The 22,679-nt window shown below is 65.0% G+C and carries 19 protein-coding genes and 1 tRNA gene; 12 read left to right on the top strand and 8 right to left on the bottom strand.

What is annotated here, in order from left to right:
- The first annotated feature begins 5 nt into the window (after positions 1–5).
- Complete coding sequence (locus tag K359_RS61145) at positions 6–386, top strand: DUF5710 domain-containing protein (protein WP_156928419.1); 381 nt, start codon at positions 6–8, stop codon at positions 384–386.
- A gap of 284 nt (positions 387–670) precedes the next feature.
- On the opposite strand, the gene K359_RS0109370 is transcribed toward K359_RS61145, so the two are convergent.
- Both K359_RS0109370 and K359_RS0109365 read right to left on the bottom strand, forming a co-directional pair.
- Positions 671–746: transfer RNA gene (locus K359_RS0109370), tRNA-Ile, on the bottom strand.
- 106 nt (positions 747–852) lie between these two features.
- The gene (locus K359_RS0109365; RefSeq protein ID WP_035976376.1) at positions 853–1,821 is read right to left on the bottom strand and encodes a tripartite tricarboxylate transporter substrate binding protein; all 969 of its coding nucleotides are present in this window, start codon (positions 1,819–1,821) and stop codon (positions 853–855) included.
- A 120-nt stretch (positions 1,822–1,941) separates the two neighbouring features.
- Between K359_RS0109365 and K359_RS0109360 the strand changes: the two genes are divergently transcribed.
- On the top strand, positions 1,942–2,910 hold the full coding sequence (locus K359_RS0109360) for a TAXI family TRAP transporter solute-binding subunit (RefSeq protein WP_029079112.1): 969 nt from the start codon (positions 1,942–1,944) through the stop codon (positions 2,908–2,910).
- 94 nt (positions 2,911–3,004) lie between these two features.
- Here the strand turns inward: K359_RS0109360 and K359_RS0109355 are convergent, their stop codons facing one another.
- Complete coding sequence (locus K359_RS0109355; RefSeq protein ID WP_029079111.1) at positions 3,005–4,216, bottom strand: ABC transporter substrate-binding protein; 1,212 nt, start codon at positions 4,214–4,216, stop codon at positions 3,005–3,007.
- A gap of 184 nt (positions 4,217–4,400) precedes the next feature.
- Between K359_RS0109355 and K359_RS0109350 the strand changes: the two genes are divergently transcribed.
- Positions 4,401–5,510 carry a molybdopterin-binding protein gene (locus K359_RS0109350; protein WP_029079110.1) on the top strand — a complete coding sequence of 370 codons (1,110 nt, stop codon included), beginning with the start codon at positions 4,401–4,403 and terminating at the stop codon, positions 5,508–5,510.
- A gap of 9 nt (positions 5,511–5,519) precedes the next feature.
- Positions 5,520–7,469: a molybdopterin biosynthesis protein gene (locus K359_RS0109345; RefSeq protein WP_029079109.1), complete on the top strand. Its 1,950-nt coding sequence runs from the start codon at positions 5,520–5,522 to the stop codon at positions 7,467–7,469.
- Positions 7,470–8,247: 778 nt separating this feature from the next.
- Here the strand turns inward: K359_RS0109345 and K359_RS0109340 are convergent.
- Positions 8,248–8,556: a hypothetical protein gene (locus K359_RS0109340; protein WP_029079108.1), complete on the bottom strand. Its 309-nt coding sequence runs from the start codon at positions 8,554–8,556 to the stop codon at positions 8,248–8,250.
- Between the two features lie 522 nt (positions 8,557–9,078).
- On the opposite strand from K359_RS0109340, the gene K359_RS0109325 reads away from it, so the two are divergent.
- On the top strand, positions 9,079–9,387 hold the full coding sequence (locus K359_RS0109325) for a hypothetical protein (RefSeq protein ID WP_245284553.1): 309 nt from the start codon (positions 9,079–9,081) through the stop codon (positions 9,385–9,387).
- Here the strand turns inward: K359_RS0109325 and mobA are convergent.
- Positions 9,381–10,022, bottom strand: coding sequence for a molybdenum cofactor guanylyltransferase MobA (mobA, locus tag K359_RS0109320; RefSeq protein WP_029079106.1), 642 nt, complete (start codon positions 10,020–10,022; stop codon positions 9,381–9,383). The two genes, K359_RS0109325 and mobA, sit on opposite strands and share 7 nt — an antisense overlap.
- Positions 10,023–10,026: 4 nt before the next feature.
- Complete coding sequence (locus K359_RS0109315; protein ID WP_029079105.1) at positions 10,027–10,917, bottom strand: formate dehydrogenase accessory sulfurtransferase FdhD; 891 nt, start codon at positions 10,915–10,917, stop codon at positions 10,027–10,029.
- A 93-nt stretch (positions 10,918–11,010) separates the two neighbouring features.
- Here K359_RS0109315 and mobB point away from each other — a divergent pair, with 93 nt between their 5' ends.
- The 7 genes from mobB (at position 11,011) to fdhF (ending at position 20,321) form a co-directional block, all read left to right on the top strand.
- A complete protein-coding gene (gene mobB / locus K359_RS0109310) occupies positions 11,011–11,538 on the top strand; it encodes a molybdopterin-guanine dinucleotide biosynthesis protein B (protein WP_029079104.1) in 528 nt (175 codons plus the stop codon).
- 215 nt (positions 11,539–11,753) lie between these two features.
- Entirely contained in the window at positions 11,754–13,007 is a 1,254-nt protein-coding gene (glp, locus tag K359_RS0109305; protein WP_029079103.1) for a gephyrin-like molybdotransferase Glp, read from the top strand.
- Between the two features lie 83 nt (positions 13,008–13,090).
- A complete protein-coding gene (locus K359_RS0109300) occupies positions 13,091–13,360 on the top strand; it encodes a sulfurtransferase TusA family protein (protein WP_029079102.1) in 270 nt (89 codons plus the stop codon).
- Positions 13,361–13,683: 323 nt separating this feature from the next.
- Positions 13,684–15,336, top strand: coding sequence for an OFA family MFS transporter (locus K359_RS0109295; protein WP_029079101.1), 1,653 nt, complete (start codon positions 13,684–13,686; stop codon positions 15,334–15,336).
- 89 nt (positions 15,337–15,425) lie between these two features.
- Positions 15,426–15,701 (top strand): hypothetical protein, encoded by a 276-nt coding sequence (locus K359_RS0109290; RefSeq protein ID WP_029079100.1) that lies wholly within the window; start codon positions 15,426–15,428, stop codon positions 15,699–15,701.
- Between the two features lie 151 nt (positions 15,702–15,852).
- The gene (locus K359_RS0109285) at positions 15,853–17,559 is read left to right on the top strand and encodes an NADH-ubiquinone oxidoreductase-F iron-sulfur binding region domain-containing protein (protein ID WP_035976339.1); all 1,707 of its coding nucleotides are present in this window, start codon (positions 15,853–15,855) and stop codon (positions 17,557–17,559) included.
- Entirely contained in the window at positions 17,556–20,321 is a 2,766-nt protein-coding gene (gene fdhF, locus K359_RS0109280; protein WP_029079098.1) for a formate dehydrogenase subunit alpha, read from the top strand. The genes K359_RS0109285 and fdhF overlap by 4 nt, the downstream gene beginning before the upstream one ends.
- 22 nt (positions 20,322–20,343) lie before the next feature.
- On the opposite strand, the gene K359_RS0109275 is transcribed toward fdhF, so the two are convergent.
- Positions 20,344–21,891, bottom strand: a complete 1,548-nt coding sequence (locus tag K359_RS0109275; protein ID WP_029079097.1) for a gamma-glutamyltransferase family protein — start codon at positions 21,889–21,891, stop codon at positions 20,344–20,346.
- Positions 21,892–22,099: 208 nt separating this feature from the next.
- Positions 22,100–22,648: a DUF1097 domain-containing protein gene (locus K359_RS0109270; RefSeq protein ID WP_029079096.1), complete on the bottom strand. Its 549-nt coding sequence runs from the start codon at positions 22,646–22,648 to the stop codon at positions 22,100–22,102.
- Between the last annotated feature and the right edge of the window lie 31 nt (positions 22,649–22,679).

Raw genomic sequence — 22,679 nt, 5'->3', positions numbered from 1 at the left:
AATTGTTGTACGCCAAGAAGCTGGCGCAGGGGAAAGGTCTCATCATCCCCGATGATGCCCGGACCAACTCGGCCGCGATGTCCGCGTGGATTGATGCGAATCGAGACAAAAAACGCCGAAAGCTGAAATGCAAAACCTCCAACAGGCCGGTAGGATCGGTTGCACCTCAGGCTGCGCGGCGCAAGGCGTCTCGAAAACAAAAAATTGAGACCGACGCCGCTTCGGTGGCTTCCGCGCCAGCAAACTCAATCAGGACGCCGCTGCGGATTCCTTATGGCAACAAGGAAGTCGCTGTGAAGCTCGGTGCCCGTTATGGATCGGAGGGATGGTACGCTCCGCCTGGAGTTGATCTTTCTGCATTCGGCGAACGGGGTTGGCTGCTTTAGGTGATTCTAAGGAAATTCTTTCTGAACGGAATCAGGATTGCGCGGCCTGTGTAGCAACACGTCGCCGGGCAATAGATTGTCGGGCTGAATCAGGTGCAATCTGTGGTGGGCAGTGGTGTCAGGCTTCGCATTTTTGAGACCCTCCATCGCTCTGCAAGCGCCGCCGTCCAAAGGCGAGAGCGGTGATCGGTGCATGCTGCCTCCAGTGACAAGCGAAATAGAGCAACCGGTCCGCGAAACAGTCCGCAGCAAAAACAACACTTTCGCCAAGTACTTGATCTCATTGGTGGGCCCGGCAGGACTCGAACCTGCAACCAGACCGTTATGAGCGGCCGGCTCTAACCATTGAGCTACAGGCCCCGCCGCCTTGCGGGCCGCAAGGCGCGGCCGGCAACGGTGCGGGCTCCGTTTACAGGGTGCGCGGGGTTTCGGCAATGCCGCACCTCGCGCTCCCTGACCGTCCGCGTCAGTCGACCGAGACGCCGGCGAACTCCACGACCTTGCGCCATTTCTCGGTCTCGTCGGCCACCAGTTTGCCGAATTCGGCCGGGGTCATCGGCTTCGGGATGCCGCCGACCTCGGCGAGGCGCGCCACCAGCTTGGGGTCCTTCAAGGCTTCGCCGACCGCCTTGTTGAGGATGTTGACGATTTCCGGCGGCGTGCCCTTCGGCGCGGAGATGCCGTAGAAGCCGACCGACTCGAAGCCCGGCACGGTCTCGGCGATCGCCGGCACGTCGGGCACGCTTGGCCAGCGCTGCGGCGAGGTCACGCCGAGCGCGCGGACGCTGCCGCCGCGCGACTGCTCCAGCGCCGACGGCAGATTGTCGAAGATCAGCTGCACCTTGTCGGAGATGATGTCGGGGAAGGCGATCGCTGATCCCCGATACGGCACGTGCTGCATGTCGCATTTGGTCATCGCCTTGAACAATTCGGCCGACATGTGCACCGAGGTGCCGTTGCCGGACGAGGCGTAGGCGATCTTGCCAGGATTGGCCTTGCAGTAGTCGATGAACTCCTGAACGGTCTTCACCGGCATCGCGTTCGAGACCACCAGCATGTTGGTGAGCTGCATGATGCTGGCGACCGGGGTGGTGTCACGCAGGAAGTCGTAGGGCAACTTCTTGTAGAGCGAGGTCGAGATCGCGTTGTTCGGCGCCACGAACAGCAGCGTATAGCCGTCCGCCGGCGAGTTGATCGCGGCGGCGGCTGCGATGTTGCCGCCGGAGCCGGCGCGATTCTCGACCACGAATTGCTGGCCGAGACGATCCGACAGCCACTGGCTCATGATGCGGGCGACGATGTCGACCGGGCCGCCGGCGGCAAAGCCGATCAGCCAGCGTACCGGACGGTTCGGATAGTCGGATGCGGAGGAGGGGGCAACGGAGGCAATGCAACACATCAAACCAAGCAACGCGGCACGCGCAAATCGGATCATCATTTCTTCCCGTCATTTTCTTGTGACTGTTGCCGGCATGGTTTCACAAAACGCTGCCTTTGCCTACGACCCCGCCCGTGCGACGATAGTCTTGCTCACGTGCAATGCTTGAGGTTCGAGATGAAATTCGCTGTTATGATTTGTGCCGGCGCGCTGCTGCTCGCGGGCGGCGCGGCGGCGCAAGAGGGGGGCAAGACCATTTCCAAAACCACGATCAGTTTCGCCACGGCGACGCCGGGCGGCGGTTTTCCGCTCTATGGCAACGCCTTTGCCGAGGTGATGAATGCGGCCGATCCGACATTGTCGATCGAGCCGCGCAACACCAAGGGCTCCAACGAGAACATCCCGCTGCTCGAGGCGGATAGCGTCGATATCGCAACCGTCGCCGGCGAACCGTCCTATGAGGCCTTGATGGGCATCGGCCGGCCGAAGGCCACCAAATTGAAGATCCTCACCGCGATGTATTCGAGCCCGGGCATGTTCGTGGTCCGCGCCGACAGCCCCTACAAGTCGATCCAGGATTTGGTCGGCCAGCCCGTCGCGTTCGGCGCCAAGGGCTCGGGCCTGCCGATCCTGTCGCGCTATATCCTCGACGGCATCGGGCTGAAGCAGGACGAGGACTTCAAGTCGATCTATCTCGATCGCGCCGGCGATGGACCGGCGATGGTTGAAGACGGCCGCACCGCGGCGCTGTGGGGCGCCGGCATCGGCTGGCCCGGCTTCAGCAAGATGGCCGAGAGCGCGAGCGGTGCGCGCTTCATTGCGCCGACCGCGGACGAAATTGCCCGCATCCGCGCCAAGCACACCTTTCTCAAGCCGCTGACGATCCCCGCCGGCAGCTATCCGAAGCAGACCGAGGCAATCTCCTCGGTCGGCTCCTGGAGCTACATCCTGGTGCGCGAGAGCCTGCCCGACGATGTCGCCTATCGGCTGGCGAAGACGCTGCACGGCGCGGAGGCAACCTTCTGCAAGAAGCTCGCCCAGGCCTGCGAGACCACGGCGGCGAACACCGTCGCCGCAGCGCCCGACATCAATTTGATCCACCCCGGCGTGCTCAGATATTTCCGTGAGATCGGGGTGGCGAAATGATGAGGGCGAGTAGGGAGTAGCGAATAGCGAATAGTTGTTCCCGTTCGTCACGCACCACCCGCAATTCGCCGCTCCCTATTCGCCATTCGCTATCTCACTTCTTCACCAGCGAGCACGCCGGGTCCGGCGGGCCGAACGCGTCGTCGCCCGAGATCTTCGCCAGGATCTTGTAATAGTCCCACGGATATTTCGATTCGGCCGGGGTCTTGACCTGGACCAGCCAGAGGTCGTGCACCATCAGATTGTCCTCGCGGAGCTTGCCGTTGCGGGCGAAGAAATCCTCGACCGGCTTCTCGCGCATCTTGGCCGCGACCTTGAGCGGATCGTCGGTGCCGGCATCCTTGATCGCATTCAGATAGGCGGTCACCGAGGAATAGACGCCGGCCTGCCACATCGTCGGCATCCGGTTCATCTTGGTGAAATAGCGCTTCGACCACTCGCGGGTCTTGTCGTCCATGTCCCAGTAGAACGAGGTGGTCAGCAGCAGGCCCTGCGCGGCGTTCAGGCCGATCGAGTGGATGTCGGTGATCAAAGCCAGCAGCGCAGCCATCTGCTGTCCGCCGGCGAAGACGCCGAACTCGGCGGCGGTCTTGATCTCGTTGGTGTTGTTCGGCGGACCGCCGGCAATGCCGATGATCTTGGCCTTCGAGGCCTGCGCCTGCAGGATGAAGGACGACAGATCGGGCGTGGCAAACGGCGGCCGCACCGCGCCGAGTACCTTGCCGCCGTTCTTGGTCACGATGGCGGAGGCGTCCTTCTCCAGCGAGTGGCCGAACGCGTAGTCGTCGGTGATGAAGAACCAGCTGTCGCCGCCGCGCTTCACCACCTCCTGCGCGGTGCCGACCGCGAGTGCTCTGGTGTCGAACACCCACTGCATCGTATAGGGCGAGCAGAATTTGCCATGGAAATCGGTCGCGCCGGTCGAGTGCGTGATGAACAGCTTCTTCTTCTCGTTGGCGATGTTCTGCACCGCGAGCCCGACCGCCGAAACCGGCACGTCGACGATGAGATCGACCTGATCGACGTCATACCAGCGCCGCGCGATGGTCGCGCCGATGTCGGGCTTGAGCTGGTGATCGCCGACGATCACCGTGATGGGTTTGCCGAGCACCTTGCCGCCGAAATCGTCGACCGCCATCTGCGCGGCGGTGACCGAGCCCTGTCCGGTCGGCGTCGAGGCCGGACCATTCATGTCGGTCAGCACGCCGATCTTGACGACGTCGTCGGACACCTGCGCCGATACGGTCGAGGAGGCCAGCAGCGCGGCTGCGAGCGTCCCGAACATGGCTAGTCTGGTGGCGATCATTCTGTCTCCCTCCTGAATTGGCGCATTGGCCATTATTGGTTGTGCCGGATCTCCGCGACCCGGTCATATTGGTTTCTTTTGCAACTATTTCGGGCGCTTCGTCAACGCGCCTTCGGTCTAATGACGGAGGTCCGGACCGGCCTGAGGCAGTTTCTTTCGCCGCCGATTCAGTCCATAGCGGGCCATGGTCACCACCCAGCGCTTGCCGGCTTCGCTCGCCCCGCTCGATGCGGCACTCGCCGCCGTGTTGCGCGACCTCGCGCCGGTCGAGCCGATCGCGTTGTCGCCGGCCGATGCCTTGCATTGTATCGCCGCCGAGATGCAGGCCTTGTGCGCCTATCCGCCGCAGGATGTCGCCGTCAGCGACGGCTGGGCGATGCGTGCCAATGACCTGGTCGGGGCGTCGTCCTACGCGCCGTTGCCACTCGCCGAGCCTCCGGTCTGGGTCGAGGCCGGTGCGGCGATGCCCGAGGGCACCGATTGCGTGGTCGATGCCGACGCCGTCGACACCTCCGGCCCGCTGCCGCAGGTGCTTGCCGAAGCCATCCCGGGGCAGGGCGTCCGCCGTGCCGGCAGCGACATCGCCGGGGGGCGCACGTTGATCGCAGCGGGCGAGCCGCTGCTGCCGCGCGATCTCCTGCTCGCGCGAGCGGCCGGACTGCAGCTGTTGCGCGTTCGACGACCAAGGCTTCGCATCGTCAACGTCGCCAACGTTCAGCTGAGCGCGCAATTGATCGCTGACACCGCGCGCCTGGCGGGTGCTGAGGTCCTCTGCGCCGAGGCGGCGGCGGATGTGACGGCGATTGCCAACGCGCTCGATGCAGCTGCCTGTGATCTGATCATCACGATCGGTGGCACCGGGGTTGGTCGCACGGATGCTGCGGTGAATGCTCTGGCGACGCGTGGCGAATTGATCGCGCACGGCATTGCCCTGCAACCCGGGCGCACCACGGCGGTGGGACGGATCGATACGACGCCGGTCATCGCCTTGCCGGGCGCGCCGGATCAGGCGTTCGCGGCCTGGTGGGCCATTGCGCTTGCCGTGCTCGATCGCCTGTCGGGCCGTCGCCCGCGCAACACGCTCGCGTTGCCGCTGGCGCGCAAGATCGCTTCCAGCGTCGGCATCGCCGAGGTCGTGCTGCTGACGCGCCAGCAGGGTTGCTGGGCTGTGCTTGCGATCGGGGAGCTCTCGCTCGATGCCATCGCGCGCGCCGAAGCCGTGCTGATCGTGGCTGGATCCGCGGAGGGCTTTGCTGCGGGCACGGTCGTCGATGCCTATATGTTGCGGGAGTGAGTTCCCGAGATGACCGATATGTCCACGCCGAAACCCAACCCGTCCGTCGAGCAGGACCAGTTCCTGACCATCCTGGCGCGCGAGGAGGCGCTCGCGCGCTTCGAGACGGCGCTGTTCCCGCGCCAATTGCCGTCCGAGACGCGGCGGCTCGCCGATGCTCTCGGCCGTGCGCTGGCGAAGGACGTGGTGGCGCCGATCGACGTGCCGCCGTTCGATCGCTCCAATGTCGACGGCTTTGCCGTGCGCTCGGCCGATCTGGTCCGTGCGGGCGAAGCTGTGCCGGCGCGCCTCGCGCTCAACGGCGAGACCATTTCCTGCGGGACCGCGCCGACCCGGCCGGTGCTGCCGGGCACCGCGACCGCGATTGCGACCGGCGGTCCGGTGCCGCGCGGCGCGGATGCGATCGTGATGGTCGAGCACACCCAACCCGCCGGCGATGGCGCCATCGAGGTCCGGCGCGCGGCATCGCCCGGGCAGTTCGTGTCCTATGCCGGCTCCGACATCGCACGCAGCGAGGCGCTGTTGCGCGCGGCAACCATCATCGGTTCGCGCGAGATCGGCATGCTCGCGGCCTGCGGCATCGCCGAGGTCGTGGTGGTGCGCCGTCCGCGCGTTGCGATCCTCTCGACCGGCGACGAACTGGTGCAGCCGGGCGAGGTGCTGCGGCCGGCCGCGATCTACGACACCAATGGCGCGATCGTCACCGCGGCGATTGCCGAGAATGGCGGTGACGCGCATTTTCTCGGCGCAATCGCCGATGACGAGGCCCTGCTCGAAGCCGCGATGCGCACGGCGCTGGCGGAGAGCGACATGCTGGTGCTGTCGGGCGGCACCTCGAAGGGCGCGGGCGACGTCTCGCATCGGATCATCGCCCGGCTCGGCAAGCCCGGCATCATCGCGCATGGCGTGGCGCTGAAGCCGGGCAAGCCGCTGTGCCTTGCGGTCTGCGACGGCAAGCCGGTGGTCATCCTGCCGGGCTTTCCGACTTCGGCGATGTTCACCTTCCACGACATGATCGTGCCGGTGCTGCGGCGGATGGCCGGCCTGCCGCCGCGGCCGGACGCCAAGGTGGCGGCGAAGGTGCCGGTGCGCATCGCCTCCGAGCTCGGGCGGACCGAGTTCGTGATGGTGTCGCTGGTCGAAGGCGCCGACGGCCTGATCGCCTATCCGAGCGGCAAGGGGTCGGGCGCGATCACCTCTTTTGCGCAGGCCGATGGCTTCCTGAGGATCGAGGCGCTTGCCGACCAGTTGCCGGCCGGCAGCGAGGCCGAGGTGACGCTGTTCACGCCGCATGTCCGGGTGCCTGATCTCGTCATCGTGGGCAGCCATTGCACCGGCCTCGATCTCGTCACCGCACCGCTGGCGCATGCCGGCCTTGTGGTGCGTTCGATCGCGGTCGGCAGCCTCGGCGGGCTCGCGGCCGCCAAGCGCGGCGAATGCGATCTCGCCCCGATCCATCTGTTCGACGACAAGACCGAGACCTACAACACGCCGTATCTTGCCGACGGCCTCGAGCTGGTGCCGGGCTGGCGGCGCATGCAGGGCATCGTGTTCCGCAAGGACGACGAGCGTTTTGCCGGCTTGAGCGCGCAGCTGGCGGTGCGCGCAGCGCTCGCCGATCCCGCCTGCATCATGGTCAACCGCAACCAGGGCGCCGGCACCCGCATCCTGATCGATCGCCTGCTGGCAGGCAGCCGGCCCGACGGCTACTGGAATCAGCCGCGCTCGCACAATGCGGTTGCGGCCGCAGTGGCGCAGCATCGCGCCGATTGGGGCATGACCATCGCGCCGGTCGCGGCAGCATCCGGGCTCGGTTTCATTCCGCTGGCCGAAGAGCATTACGACTTCGCGCTGGTCACGGCGCGCAAGCAGCGGCCCGCGGTGCAGGCCTTTCTCGACGCGCTGGCGTCGGACGAAGCCCGCGCCGCGTTGATCGAGGCGGGGTTCAGGCCGGCGTAGCGGCAATTGTCGGCGTCTGCATGGTATGGTCAAGAACGCCGCAGTAATCACCGCCGTCGTCCCGGCGAAGGCCGGGACCCATACGCCGCGGCAGATGTGGCTCCCGGGACTCGTCGTTCCAGCGGTGGATAACAATCGGCATTTGTGGTTATGGGTCCCGGCCTGCGCCGGGACGACACTGAGTGTGTGGTGCCGCTTGTGAGACAAACTTCCGCGTTCTCGCGACATGTTCTGCCCGAGCTTTGCTGTTCGTTTCACCCTCTCTCTTGTAGAGGGCGCAGGGAAAGCCGGGTGCCGATTGCACCCATGGGCCGAGCAAAGGTAGAAAGCTCGGGGGTAGGACCACAGGTGTAACCGGAGCAATCCGGCTTTCCCTGCGCGATGGCTTACGGATTATTTCGTGCTCTCCCCGGCGAGACTGGGCTTTTTTGTCACCGCCATCGTAAGAACGCTACGCGTTCTACAAGGGGACACCGGCCGCTAGGGCGTCAGGACCACACGACTTCACCGTCCGCTTCATGCGCATTCGTCGATTGGCGCATTCCGCGTCCACCGCATCTCACCACAACACCCGTGACGATCGCGAAGCGCCCCTCGATCGGGTGAGACGGGCGCACTCTACACCCGATTCATTGTTCGTGAAAACAGAATTATTTTCTCGCCGAGGGCTGGACAGGGTGTACCGAGTTGAAATTGCTATGAAAATTACTGTTTTGGCGCACACGCGCCGGGCCCTCGCGACGCCGGCGGGCATCGGCGTTGCGGTTGCGGATCCGGCTCAGTGCCGCATGGCCATCTCGACGAACTCCAGCACCGAGCGCGGGACCTCATCATATTCGACGAAACGGCGCCGAAGCTCGTCGGCAATATCGGTCGTCACGTCGCGGGACCATCCTTCGTTGGTGTTGAAGGCCACGATGCGGACCGGATGGCTGTACTGGTCCTCCAGCAGTCGGCGGATCAGCGTTTTCCGGTCAGTGCCTTCGTCGGTTTCGCACCAGGCACGGCCAAGCCGGCCAAAATCGTTCAGCACCAGATAGGTGTCGTGGTCGATTTGATGCGGCACGATCGAAGGCGCGCGAGGCATAGGTGCTACTCCTGCGATGTACGTTATCGTTTTCCGGTCACCCCGTGCATTGGAAACTTGGAGGTATATCCGCTGATAGTCAGACGGCGCGTGACGTGAGATGAGAGAGCGCCGATCGGCAAAGCTTGCCAAGCCGGGACGGCCTGTTAGTCAACGGATCGACTGATCTTACGGGATAGCGAGCGGCCGCCGCTCAATCCGGCCGTCGCGCGTTATCCGCGACCTTGGCCTTCGACCTTGGCCTTGGGGTCATCAGGCAAGGCGACGATCCTGTCGGCGCCGGTCATCTGGCCGGCGAGGCGCCTCATCCGGTCATATAGCCGATCGCAATGTCGAGGGCGAAATTGATCGCCCGCGAGATGAAAACCACGATACCCCAGAGGAAGTCGATCATCTCACCGGCCGCTTGGTCTTGCGATGTCGGTTTGTCGCGGCCGGTCGCGCACCAGTTCAAGCCGGGGCGGGCCGGCAGTCAGTGAACTCGCCAGGCAAGGATTGCGACCAAGGGGGATGAGCAATCCCATGAGGCCATCCCAGCCCCTCAATTTCCGCCGGATCGCCGCCGTCCTTGCCGCGGCCGGCACGCTGTTCTGGCTCTACATCTTCTACGCCATCGCCCATGTGGCGCCGGGTGACGGCAGCGGCTTTCAGTGGCTTGCCGTGATTCCGCTCGGCATGATCTTCGGCCTGTTCTTCCTGCCGGCCTGGCTGATGGTGGCGATCGGCCGGTTGCCGCGGTTCACGGCGGCGCTCGGCGCCGGCGGCCTGATCGCGTTCGCGGTGATCTGGGCGCAGCTTCTGCAGGAATTCCCCAAGACCCAGTTTTATTGAGCGCCGGCCGCGTCCAGCGCAGCCAGCCGCTCGGCGTCCGCGATGTCGTCCATCGTGTTGGCGTTGAAGAACGGGTCGAGCGGCGTGGTCGGCCAGGCCACGGTGGCGAGCCTGTAACGTGCGGTCCAGCGGTCGATCTTGCGCATGTCCTCCACGACCAGTGCGTGGCGGAGCTCGTCGCGCAGGTCGACGCGCCACAGTCCGATCACCGGATGCGATTGGCCGTCGGAGGCCGCGACCGCAAGCTGCGCCTTTTCGTCGGTGAGCGCCCGATGCAGCCGCGCCACCAGGTCGCGCGGCAGGAACGGGCAATCGGCGGCCGCGCTCAGCACCAGCGCCACTTCAGGCCGGTTCGCCGCGAACCAGTCGAGCGCCGCGAGGATGCCGGCGAGCGGCCCCGGAAAATCTTTCACGGTGTCGGCGATCACGGGCAGGGCGAAAGCCGCGAACCGCGCGGGGTCACCGTTGGCGTTGAGGATCAGCTCGCTGCATTGCGGCTTCAGCCGCGCGATCACGCGCTCCAGAATGGTGCGGCCGCCGATCGTGCGCATCGGCTTGTCGCCGCCGCCCATGCGCCGCGCCAGGCCGCCCGCCAGCAGGACGCCGGGAATCTGCGCCGGGTCAAGGCGCGTCATAACGTCAGTCGTCACGCGCTTCGCCCTTGCGTTTGTGGCGCGCGGATTCATCCTCGACATAGTCGAGGTTCTGGTCGAATACGATGCGCTCCTGTCCGGAGAGTGCAATGAAGCGCTTGCCGCGGGTGCGCCCGACCAGCGTCAGCCCGACCTGCCGCGCGAGCTCGACGCCCCATGCGGTGAACCCCGAGCGCGACACCAGGATCGGGATTCCCATCCGCACCGTCTTGATCACCATCTCCGAGGTCAGCCGTCCCGTGGTGTAGAGGATCTTGTCGGCGGGATCGACGCCATGGCGATAGATCCAGCCCGCGATCTTGTCGACCGCGTTGTGACGGCCGACGTCCTCGGTGTAGCACACCGGCGTGCCTTCCTTGCACAGCACGCAGCCATGGATGGCGCCTGCCTCCAGATAGAGCGAGGGCATGGTGTTGATGGTGTGCGTCATCTGGTAGAGCCAGGAGGTGCGCAGCTCGGCCTTGGGCAGCGCGACGCTCTCGACCGCCTCGAGCAGGTCGCCAAACGCGGTGCCCTGCGCGCAGCCCGAGGTCTGGGTGCGCTTCTTCAGCTTCGCCTCGAAATTGGTGTTGTGCTCGGTGCGGACGACCACGACGTCGAGGTCGTCGTGATACTCGACCTCGGTGACGACGTCGTCGTATTTCAGCATGTTCTGGTTCAGGAGATAGCCGAGCGCCAGATATTCCGGATAGTCACCGATCGTCATCATGGTGACGATCTCCTGCGCGTTGAGATACAGCGTCAGTGGCCGCTCCACCGGCACCCTGATCTCGACCGCCGCGCCGGTCTGGTCGGTGCCCGTGACGCGCTCGGTCAGGCGCGGATCGTCCGGATTGGGGACGATCAGGGGAACAGGCGCTTTCTCGATTTTCATCATGTTGGTCAGGCTAGCATGACAACGGCTCACAGCCGATATAAAGCGTCAAGAGCTGATGCCTAGTCCCCGGTTCCGGCCGGTAGGGAGACTGCAATGAAAGTGATTGGCCTCGCGGGATGGAGCGGTGCCGGCAAGACCACCTTGCTGTCGCGGGTGATCCCGTATCTGCTTGGCCGCGGCCTTCGCGTCTCCGTGATCAAGCACGCCCATCACGAATTCGATGTCGATGTGCCGGGCAAGGATTCCTGGGTGCACCGGCAGTCCGGCGCGACCGAGGTGCTGGTGTCCTCGACGCGGCGCTGGGCGCTGATGCATGAGCTGCGCGGGGCATCCGAGCCGCGCCTGCCGGAGCTGCTCGCCAAGCTGGCGCCGGTCGATCTGGTCGTGGTCGAGGGGTTCAAGCGCGAGCCGGTCAACAAGATCGAGGTGCATCGCGCGGCCAACGGCAAGCCGCTGCTGTTTCCCGACGATGCGAGCGTGGTCGGCATCGCCAGCGATGTTGCGGTTGAAACGTCGCTGCCGATCGCCCATCTCGACGATATCGAGGAGGTCGCGGCCTTGATGCTGCGATCCGCGATCGCGGTCGACGACGTGCTGGCTGTGGCTTCGGCCGGGAGCTGAAGTGTGATGACCTTTGGTCGGATCGCCCTGTCCACGAATTCGCATCACCTCTCCCGCTTGCGGGGGAGGTCGCATCGCATCGCGAGATGCGATGCGGGTGGGGGCTCTTTCCACAATGTGACTCGTGGTGGCCCCCCACCCGCAGGCGGGAGAGGGAGCACAATCCCGCTGCGGTTGTAACGCGAGCTCATCTCATTTCACTTTGACGAGGCGGAATGGCGCAACTGTCCGACGATTGCTTTGCCTTTGGCGGACCGATGATGTCGGTGGACGAGGCGGTGAGCCTGATCGCCGCACGCGTCAGCAGGGTGTCCGATGTCGAGACCGTGCGGCTTGCGGCGGCCGATGGCCGCGTGCTCGCCGGTGACATCGCAGCGCCGCTGCCGTTGCCGCCCTTCACCAACTCCGCGGTGGACGGTTATGCGGTGGCGAGCGCCGACTTGCCGACGAGCGAGGCGCAGGCGTTTCCGTTGTCCGGCCGCGTGCAGGCCGGCGCGTCGGCGCAGGCCTCCGTGAAGCGCGGCGAGGCGATGCGTATCTTCACCGGCGCGCCGATGCCCGAGGGCGCCGACACCGTGTTCATGCAGGAGGATGTCCGGCTCGAGGACGGCAATGTCGTGCTGCCGGCGGGGCTGAAGCCGGGCGCCAATGTCCGCCCGGCCGGCGAGGACATTCCGCTCGGGCATGTTGCGCTGCAGGAAGGGCAGCGGCTGCGGCCGCAGCATGTCGCGCTCGCGGCGGCGCTGGGGCTGACCGATCTCACCGTGGTCAGGCGGCTGCGGGTTGCGGTGTTCTCCACCGGCAACGAACTGGTCTCACCCGGCGATCACCGCGCGCCGCCGCAGCTGTTCGACTCCAACCGCTTCATGCTGATGGCGATGCTGCGCCGGCTCGGCTGCGAGGTCAGCGATCTCGGGATCCTGCGCGACGAGCGCACAGCACTTGCCTCCGCGCTGCGCGACGTTGCCGGTGCGCACGACCTGATCCTGACCACCGGCGGGGTCTCGACCGGCGAGGAGGATCACGTCAAGGCCGGAGTCGAGGCGGTCGGCAAGCTCGTGCTGTGGCGGATGGCGATCAAGCCGGGGCGGCCGGTGGCGATGGGCATCATCGACGGCACGCCACTGATCGGATTGCCGGGAAATCCGGTGGCGAGCTTCGTGACCTTCGTGCATGTGGTGCGGCCGACCGTGCTGGCGCTGATGGGCGCGCGGCAGGAGCCGCTGGTGCCGCTGCCGGTGCGCGCGGCCTTTGCCTACAAGAAGAAGATCGCGCGGCGCGAATATGTCCGCGTCAGCCTGCGTCAGGCGGTGGACGGCGCGCGCGAGGCGGTCAAGTTTCCGCGCGAAGGCGCCGGCCTGCTGTCGTCGCTGGTCGATACCGACGGGCTGGTCGAATTGGGCGAGCAGCTGACGCGCGTTGAGCCCGGCCAGACGGTCGGCTTCCTGTCCTATGCAAGCCTGATGTGAGCGCGCCCCGCGTTGACGATGCAGGGCGCGTTGACGATGCAACCTGCGTTGACGATATAAGTCGGCTCCGCCATGGTCGAATCATGACCACGACAAAGCTCGATCTCACCGGCCTGAAATGCCCGCTGCCCGCGCTGAAGACGCGCAAGGCGCTGAAGAGCGTGACGGCGGGCGATTTCCTCGAAGTGCACTGCACCGATCCGCTTTCGGTGATCGACATCCCGAATCTCATTCGGGAGACCGGCGACAAGGTCGAGATCACCGAACGAAGCGACGTTCGCATCGTTTTTTTGATCGAGAAAGCAAATGGCACGATAGATAATTCAAATGCTGCATCGCCGCGTGCGCGCTAGATGCAGCTTGATATCTACCTTTTGCCAATCGACACCTATTTTCCATTCTGCGCGAATTGATAATCTCCACCGGGTTGTGGAGATCAAGTCGTGCCCGGATCAGGGCGCGTGGGGCAATACAGGGCAGGCCTAACGTTCAGAGCGGGCCGCGCGACCGGGGCATATCCGGCCGTGTTGGGGGTTGGCATTTCGGGAATGCGCGTGGCTGATCCCGGCGCATGCAGGAAATGCGCGGAGCAATGTGATGATTGCGCCGCAAAGGGATGGGACGGGATCGAACACGGCAGAACGCCTGATGTAACGGCGGCTGCAGGGAGGTTTCAATGACGACGATGAGCAGCGCCGGACGCGTATCGGCTGCAGGCGCAGGTTTCCTCGACAAGGAACACACGATCGCGGCCGCCGGCTTCAATCGCTGGCTGGTGCCGCCGGCCGCGCTGTGCATCCATCTGTGCATCGGCATGGCCTACGGCTTCTCGGTGTTCTGGCTGCCGCTGTCGCGCGCGATCGGCCTGACCGCGCCGAAGGCATGCCCGGACATTTCGCTGTTCCAGGAATTGTTCACGACCACCTGCGACTGGAAGGTCGCGAGCATGGGTTGGATGTACACCCTGTTCTTCGTGGTGCTCGGCGTCTCCGCCGCGCTGTGGGGCGGCTGGCTCGAGCGGGTTGGGCCGCGCAAGGCCGGCTTCGTCGCCGCGCTGTGCTGGTGCGGCGGTCTCGTGCTGGGCGCGATCGGCATCATCACCCATCAATTGTGGCTGATGTGGCTCGGCTCCGGCGTGATCGGCGGCATCGGGCTCGGTCTCGGCTACATCTCGCCGGTGTCGACGCTGGTGAAATGGTTTCCCGACCGCCGCGGCATGGCGACCGGCATGGCCATCATGGGCTTTGGCGGCGGCGCCATGATCGGCGCACCGCTCGCCAATCTCCTGATGAACTATTTCAAGACGCCGACCTCGGTCGGTGTCTGGGAAACCTTCTTGACCATGGGCCTGATCTATCTGGTGTTCATGATGATCGGCGCGTTCCGCTACCGCCTGCCGCCGTCTGGCTGGCAGCCGGAGGGCTGGACGCCGCCGGCCAAGGCCAACGCGATGATCTCGACCAAGAACGTGCACCTCGATAACGCGCACAAGACGCCGCAGTTCTGGCTGATCTGGTGGGTGCTGTGCTTGAACGTGTCGGCCGGCATCGGCGTGATCGGCATGGCCTCGCCGATGCTGCAGGAGATCTTCGCCGGCAAGCTGATCGGGCTGCCCAATGTCGGCTTCAACGCGCTCGACGCCTCGCAGAAGGCGCAGATCGCGGCGATCGCCGCGGGCTTCGCCGGCCTGCTGTCGCTGTTCAACATCGGCGGCCGATTCTTCTGGGCCTCGCTGTCGGACAAGATCGGCCGCAAGAACACCTATTACACGTTCTTCGTGCTCGGCATCGTGCTCTACGCGCTGGCGCCGACCTTCGCCGCGATGGGCTCGAAGCTGCTGTTCGTGCTCGGCTTCGGCATCATCCTGTCGATGTATGGCGGCGGCTTCGCCACGGTGCCGGCCTATCTTGCCGACATGTTCGGCACCCAGTTCGTCGGCGCGATCCATGGCCGGCTGCTGACGGCGTGGTCGACTGCAGGCATCATCGGCCCCGTCGTGGTGAATTATCTCCGCGAATTCCAATTGGCCGCCGGCGTGCCGCGCGACCAGCTCTACAACACCACGATGTACATCCTGTGCGCCATGCTGATCGCGGGCTTCATCTGCAACTATTTGATCAAGCCGGTCGATCCGAAGTGGCACATGAGCGATGCCGACGTGGCGAAGTTGCAGGCGGCGACGGCGACCGGTGGCAATGGTGCGACCGGATCGTTCGGCATCGGCAAGGGCGGTCTGGACGGCAGGGCAGCGCTGTTCTGGCTGTTCGTCGGCATTCCGCTGGCTTGGGGCATCTACATGACGCTGCTCAGCGCAGTCAAAATCCTCTAACCGCGACCATCATCGCCGCGGGTTGCCGGTTCCCGGCACCTGCGGCGTTCGCTTTATTCAATGAACAGAAAAAGGATTGGGGGATTTTGATGTTTCGCACCCGGATTTGCCTTGCCGCCGCGCTGCTCGCCATAGGGCTTCATGCCGCCTCGGCCCAGACCGCGGCGCCGGCCGCCTCGGCACCGGCCGCCACCACGGCCAAGCCGTCGAAGATCAAGCTGACGATGGAGAAGCTGAAGGCCATGAAGGCACAGTGGCGCGCCAACAAGCCCAAGCTCAAGGCCTGCCGCGCCGAGGTGAAGTCGAAGGGGCTGACCGGTGACGACCGCTGGTTCTACATCGAGGAGTGCATGGGCAAGACGTGAGAACCGCCCGTTCCGCAATGGGTTGGTTTCAAGGGGCGTGACAGCGCCGGCTGCATGCCCTTAATGCTGTTTGGAATGCTTCGAATTTAGTTGGCATCTGGCATGCCAACGGCTAGACTATTGATCTGGCAGCAGGAAACGAGACGCCCTGATGACGACGGATGACGTTCACAAGGTCCGCAATTTCGAGCACCCGGGTGCCGGGCGGAAGCGCGCCAAGGCCACGCCCAAGGGCCGCCAGGTCGATCCGACCGCCGCCCACGAGGTCGAGCAGCTGCTCGGCGACCGTCCGCGGCAGCGCGATATGCTGATCGAGTACCTGCATTTGATCCAGGACACTTATCGCCAGATCTCGGCGGCGCACCTCGCGGCCCTTGCCGACGAGATGAAGCTGTCGTTCGCCGAGGTGTTCGAGACCGCGACCTTCTACGCGCATTTCGACATCGTGAAGGAGGGCGAGCCCGACATCGCGCCGCTGACGATCCGGGTCTGCGATTCGCTCACCTGCGCGATGCTGGGCGCGGAGCGATTGCTCGAAGAACTCAAGGACAAGGCGGGCCCCGGCATTCGCGTTGTGCGCGCGCCCTGCGTCGGGCGTTGCGACACCGCGCCCGCCGCCGAGGTCGGTCACAATTTCATCGACCATGCGACCGTCGACAACGTGCTGGCGGCAGCGAAGGCCGGCGACACCCATGCGCATCTGCCGACCACGATCGGCTATGATGCCTATGTCGCGGACGGCGGCTACCAACTGCTCAACCAGCTGCGCTCAGGTGAGCTCGCCAAGGAAGACCTGCTCAAATCGCTCGATGATGCCAGCCTGCGCGGGCTCGGCGGCGCTGGCTTTCCGACCGGGCGCAAATGGCGCGCGGTGCTCGGCGAGCCCGGCCCGCGGCTGATGGCCGTCAACGGCGACGAGGGCGAGCCCGGCACGTTCAAGGATCGCTACTATCTCGAGACCGATCCGCATCGCTTCCTCGAGGGCATGCTGATCGGCGCGCATATCGTCGACGCGCCCGAGGTCTACATCTACATCCGCGACGAATATCCGGCCGCCCGCGAAATCCTCGAACGCGAGATCGCAAAACTTCCTGCGGGCGGCCCGAAGCTGCACATGCGCCGCGGCGCCGGCGCCTATATCTGCGGCGAGGAATCCTCGCTGCTGGAGAGCATCGAGGGCAAGCGCGGCCTGCCGCGTCACAAGCCGCCTTACCCGTTCCAGGTCGGCCTGTTCGGCCTGCCGACGCTGATCAACAATGTCGAAACGTTGTGGTGGGTGCGCGACATCGTCGAGAAGGGCGCTGAATGGTGGAAGAGCCATGGTCGTCATGAGCGGCACGGGCTGCGCAGCTTCTCGGTCTCCGGCCGGGTCAGGAATCCCGGCATGAAGCTCGCACCCGCCGGCATCACGGTGCGCGAACTGATCGACGAATATTGCGGCGGCATGGCCGACGGCCACGTCTTCCACGCCTATCTGCCGGGCGGCGCATCGGGCGGCATCCTGCCCGCTTCGATGGACGACATCCCGCTCGATTTCGGCACGCTGGAGAAATACGGCTGCTTCATCGGCTCGGCGGCGATCGTGATCCTGTCGCAGCAGGACAGCGTTCGCCTCGCGGCATTGAACCTGATGCGCTTCTTCGAGGACGAGAGCTGCGGCCAGTGCACGCCGTGCCGCGCCGGCACCCAGAAGGCGGCGCAGCTGATGGAGCGGCCGGTCTGGAACCGGGCCCTGCTCGACGAATTGAGCCAGGCGATGCGCGATGCGTCGATCTGCGGCCTTGGCCAGGCCGCCTCCAATCCGCTGACATCGGTGATCAAATACTTCCCCGACGAGTTCAAGGAAGCTGCCGAATGACGAAGATCACGTTCGAGCTCGACGGCAAGCAGGTCGAGGCCAATCCGGGCGAAACCATCTGGCAGGTCGCCAAGCGCGGCGGGCAGGAGATTCCGCATCTCTGCTACTCGCCGGCGCCGGACTACCGGCCCGACGGCAATTGCCGCGCCTGCATGGTCGAGATCGAGGGCGAGCGCGTGCTGGCGGCGTCCTGCAAGCGTACGCCGTCGGTCGGCATGAAGGTCAAGACCGAGAGCGCGCGCGCCGTCGCGGCGCAGAAGATGGTGATGGAGCTCCTGGTCGCCGACCAGCCGGCGCGCGAGACCTCGCACGATCCGGATTCCAAGTTCTGGCACTGGGCGGAGAAGACCGGCGTCACGGAAAGCCGCTTTCCGGCGGCGGAGCGCTGGACCGCCGACGCCAGCCATCCGGCGATGCGGGTCAATCTCGACGCCTGCATCCAGTGCGGCCTGTGCGTGCGCGCCTGCCGCGAGGTCCAGGTCAACGACGTCATCGGCATGGCTTATCGTAGTCACGGCTCGAAAATCGTATTCGACTTCGACGACCCGATGGGCGAGTCGACCTGCGTGGCCTGCGGCGAATGCGTGCAGGCCTGCCCGACCGGCGCGCTGATGCCCTCCGTGATGCTCGACGACAAGCAGACCCGCGTCACCTATCCGGATCGCGAGGTGGATTCGCTGTGCCCGTATTGCGGCGTCGGCTGCCAGGTCACCTACCAAGTCAAGGACGAGAAGGTGATCTATGCGGAAGGCCGCGACGGCCCGGCCAACCACAACCGGCTCTGCGTCAAGGGCCGCTTCGGCTTCGACTACATCCATCACCCCAATCGCCTGACCAAGCCGCTGGTGCGGCTGCCGGGTGTCAAGAAGGACGCCAACGACCAGGTTGATCCGGCCAATCCCTACACCCATTTCCGCGAGGCGACGTGGGAAGAGGCGCTCGATCTTGCTGCGGCGGGCTTGCGGAAAATCCGCGACGTAAAGGGTGCCAAGGCGCTCGCCGGGTTCGGCTCGGCCAAGGGCTCGAACGAGGAGGCCTATCTGTTCCAGAAGCTGGTCCGCACCGGCTTCGGCTCCAACAATGTCGATCACTGCACGCGGCTGTGTCACGCCTCGTCGGTGGCAGCCCTGTTCGAGGGATTGAGCTCCGGCGCGGTGTCGGCGCCGTTCGCGGCCGCGGCCGACGCGGAAGTGATCTGGGTGATTGGCGCCAATCCGACCGTGAACCATCCGGTCGCCGCGACCTTCATCAAGAACGCCGCCAAGCGCGGCGCGAAGCTGTATGTGATGGATCCGCGCCGGCAGACGCTGTCGCGCCACGCCACGCAGCACCTCGCATTCAAGCCCGGAAGCGACGTCGCGATGCTGAACGCGATGATCCACACGATCATCACCGAAGGCCTGACTGACGAGCAGTACATCGCCGGCTATACCGAGGGCTACGAAGACCTCAAGGCCAAGATCGTCGACTTCACGCCCGAGAAGATGTCGGCGATCTGCGGCATTCCCGCGGAGACGCTGCGCGAGGTGGCGCGTGCCTACGCGCGTGCCAAGTCGTCGATCATCTTCTGGGGCATGGGCATCAGCCAGCATGTCCACGGCACCGACAATGCGCGCTGCCTGATCGCGCTGGCCCTGATCACCGGCCAGGTCGGACGCCCCGGCACCGGGCTGCATCCGCTGCGCGGGCAGAACAACGTGCAGGGCGCCTCCGACGCCGGCCTGATCCCGATGTTCCTGCCGGACTATCAGCCGGTCGGCCGTGACGACATGCGCGGCGCCTTCGAAAAGCTGTGGGGGCAGGAGCTCGATCCGGTCCGCGGACTGACCGTCGTCGAGATCATGAACGCGATCCATGCCGGCGAAATCCACGGCATGTATGTCGAGGGTGAGAATCCGGCGATGTCGGATCCGGACCTGCAGCACGCGCGCGGCGCGCTGGCCATGCTCGATCACCTCGTGGTGCAGGACCTGTTCGTTACCGAGACGGCGTTCCACGCCGACGTCATCCTGCCGGCCTCGGCGTTCGCCGAAAAGTCCGGCTCCTTCACCAACACCGATCGCCGCGTGCAGCTGGCGCGCGAAGTGATCAGGCCGCCGGGCGATGCGCGGCAGGATCTCTGGATTATCCAGGAGATCGCCAAGCGGATGGGATTGCCTTGGAATTATGCGGGCCCGGGCGAGGTCTTCACCGAGATGGCTCAGCTCATGCCGTCCCTGAAGAACATCACATGGGAGCGCCTGGTCCGCGAGGGCGCGGTGACCTATCCGGTCGACGATCCGGACAAGCCGGGCAATGAGATCATCTTCACCACCGGCTTCCCGACCGAGAGCGGCCGCGGCAAGATCGTGCCGGCCAAGGTGATCCCGCCGGACGAGCTGCCCGACGCAGAGTATCCGATGGTGCTGTCGACCGGACGCGTGCTCGAACATTGGCACACCGGCTCGATGACGCGTCGCGCCCAGGTGCTCGACCAGATCGAGCCCGAAGCGGTCGCGTTCATGACGCCGAAGGACATGCGGAAGAAGGGGCTCGCTCCGGGCGACTTCATCCGCCTCGAGACGCGCCGCGGCGCCGTCGAGGTCAAGGTGCGCGCCGACCGCGACGTGCCGGAGAACATGGTGTTCATGCCGTTCTGCTACGCGGAGGCGGCGGCGAACCTGTTGACCAACCCGGCGCTCGACCCGTTCGGCAAGATCCCGGAATTCAAGTTCTGCGCGGTGCGCGCCGAAAAGGCCGAGTTCCGGTCGGCGGCGGAGTAACGCGAGCGCCTAAAATCCCACCCTAAAGTCCGATGGCGCAACCGTCGCCACGCGGATCGTGTGCGCCTTTGATCGTGCCATCGTCATGTATCACGATGGCTCCAGCCTGCCCGGCCAGCGGGCTAAGCGCGGGGATCGTCGCGAGACTGTGGCCGCGCCTGGCCAAATCATCGAGTGCGTCGCCGCTGACGCTGGCCTCGAGCTTGAGGCTGTCGCGCTGGTCCGAGAATGTCTTGCCAAGCAGGAAACGCGGGCGCGACAGCGCTTCCTGTGGATCGAGGCGATAGTCCAAGAGGCGCGTGAGCAGCACTGCCAGCGTTTGCGGCTGCCCGTCGGCTCCTTGCGTGCCGCAAAGAGCGTATGGCGTACCCTCCTTGAGGACCATGCTTGGATTAAGCGTATAGAACGGGCGCTTCCCGGCGCGAACAACGTTCGGGCTGCGCGGATCAAGGCTGAATGCGGCTCCCCGATTCTGCCAGAGAATGCCGGTATCCCCGACCACGATGCCGCTGCCCCAGTCGTAATAGGTGCTTTGCAGGACGCTGACGCTGTGCCCGAACCGGTCGGTGACCGCAAAGTAGACCGTGTCGCCGGTCTTGAACGGATGCGGCCAGTCGAGCGCGCGGTCCATCTTGATCGATTGCGCCTTGCGCTTGAGGTGGTCGGGAGCCAGCCATTGGTCAGGCGGTTGCGGGGTAAAATCCGGGTCCGCAATGCGGGGGCGGTCCAGGAACGCCTGCTTCACCGCTTCCACACACAGATGGTAGTAGTCTGCACTGCCTTCAGGAATTTTGCCGAGGTCGAATTCGCGCAAGACCCCCATGATGGCGAGGGTGGAAATGCCCTGTGTCGGCGGCGGTGGTGCGAGCAGCGTGAAGCCCCGGTAATCGAGGCTGACCGGTTGCTCGAGGGAGGATCGTGTCTTGCGAAGATCGTTCGCGGTCACCGGAGAGCCGACAGCTTCCAGTCCTTTGGCAATCCTTGCGGCAAGTTCTCCCTCGTAGAACTCCCGCGCGCCGTGCCGGGCAATCGCCTTGAGACTGTGCGCCAGGTTCGGCTGAGCAAAGCTCTCCCCCTCTTTGGGGCGCCGCTCATTCGGCATGAACGTCGCGCAGAAGTTGGGCCAGCGGTCCACCTCGGTCTTTCTGAAGTCCAGCCAATACAGCTGTGAAGCGGTGATCGGAAAGCCGTTTTCGGCGTAGCCGATCGCTGCATCCAGCAGCGACGGGAAGCTGAACTGCCCACCCCAATGCGCCCTCGAATAGGCGTGAGCCTGCTCCCAGCTGTCGACGGCACCCGCCGTGACGATCGTGGAGCCGGGACCGCGGAAGGGGATCGCATTCTGGAAGTTCGGCGGATGCTCCACCGCCTGGCCGAGCCCCATAAGGACATTCTTGCGCCCGCTGCGGTCGGCGATGATCCAGATGGCATCGCCGCCAATTCCGCAGAAGTGCGGGCAGGTGACCGTGATCACGGCTCCGACGGCGATCGCCGCCTCCATGGCGTTGCCGCCGTCACGGAGCACCTTGAGACCTGCTTCGGTGGCAAGCCCGTGCGGGCTCGTCACCATGCCATGGGTCGAGCGGGCTGTCAGCGATCCCGGTGCTGCCTCGGCAGCGCCGTCAGATCGAGCGGAGGTTTTATCGACATGGAGATTCATCGTGTTCTTTCGATTCACTCGCAAACAAGGAGCGGCCGGCACTTTCCGGATCGTGATGCGATTTCATAAAATCGCACCACGATCCCGGCCCCTTTTGCCTGAGCATGATTTCCGCACGTCACGCCTGTCGGGAGGGAACAACCTCAGGCAGGCGCTGATCTGCGGTTTCGGCATGATGGTGGTGAGCTCCGAAGTGCGCCGTCAGCCAGGCGTAGATCGGTCCCAGCAGATTCATCAGGAGCGAGGCCGCCAGTGCGGCGAGCGGATCGCCCGGTACCGGCCCAAATCCGCCGAACACGGTTGCGAAGTACGATGCGAAGCCGAAGAACATTCCCGGGACGAAGCTGAGGGCAGGAATGCGTCCCAGCAGCATCATTGCGCCGTTGAAGACGAACAGGATGACGCACTCGGCGAGGATCTGGGCAGTCCCCGTAAGGTGCTGCGCCGAGAACTTGAAGCAAACCACGATGATGTAGGCGAAAATGCCGCCGATGATCATGGTGGGCCAGAACTTCTTCAACAAGCCGATGGAAGGCCCGCCGGCCGCGAATGTGCCCGCCCAGGTGATGAAGATCGCCCACGGCGGGAAGTGGAACGAGGTCATGCTGATGAAGATCGTGGTGACGGCTAGAAGTGACGCGACAACTTCGGCTGGCAGCTTTGTCATGTGTGGTTTCCTCGCTTGGTGCTTTTGCTTG

Source organism: Bradyrhizobium sp. th-b2, from assembly GCF_000426785.1.
Classification (GTDB): domain Bacteria; phylum Pseudomonadota; class Alphaproteobacteria; order Rhizobiales; family Xanthobacteraceae; genus Bradyrhizobium; species Bradyrhizobium septentrionale.
Note: the sequence above shows the minus strand (reverse complement) of the source record. Positions and strands in the feature narration are given on the sequence as shown.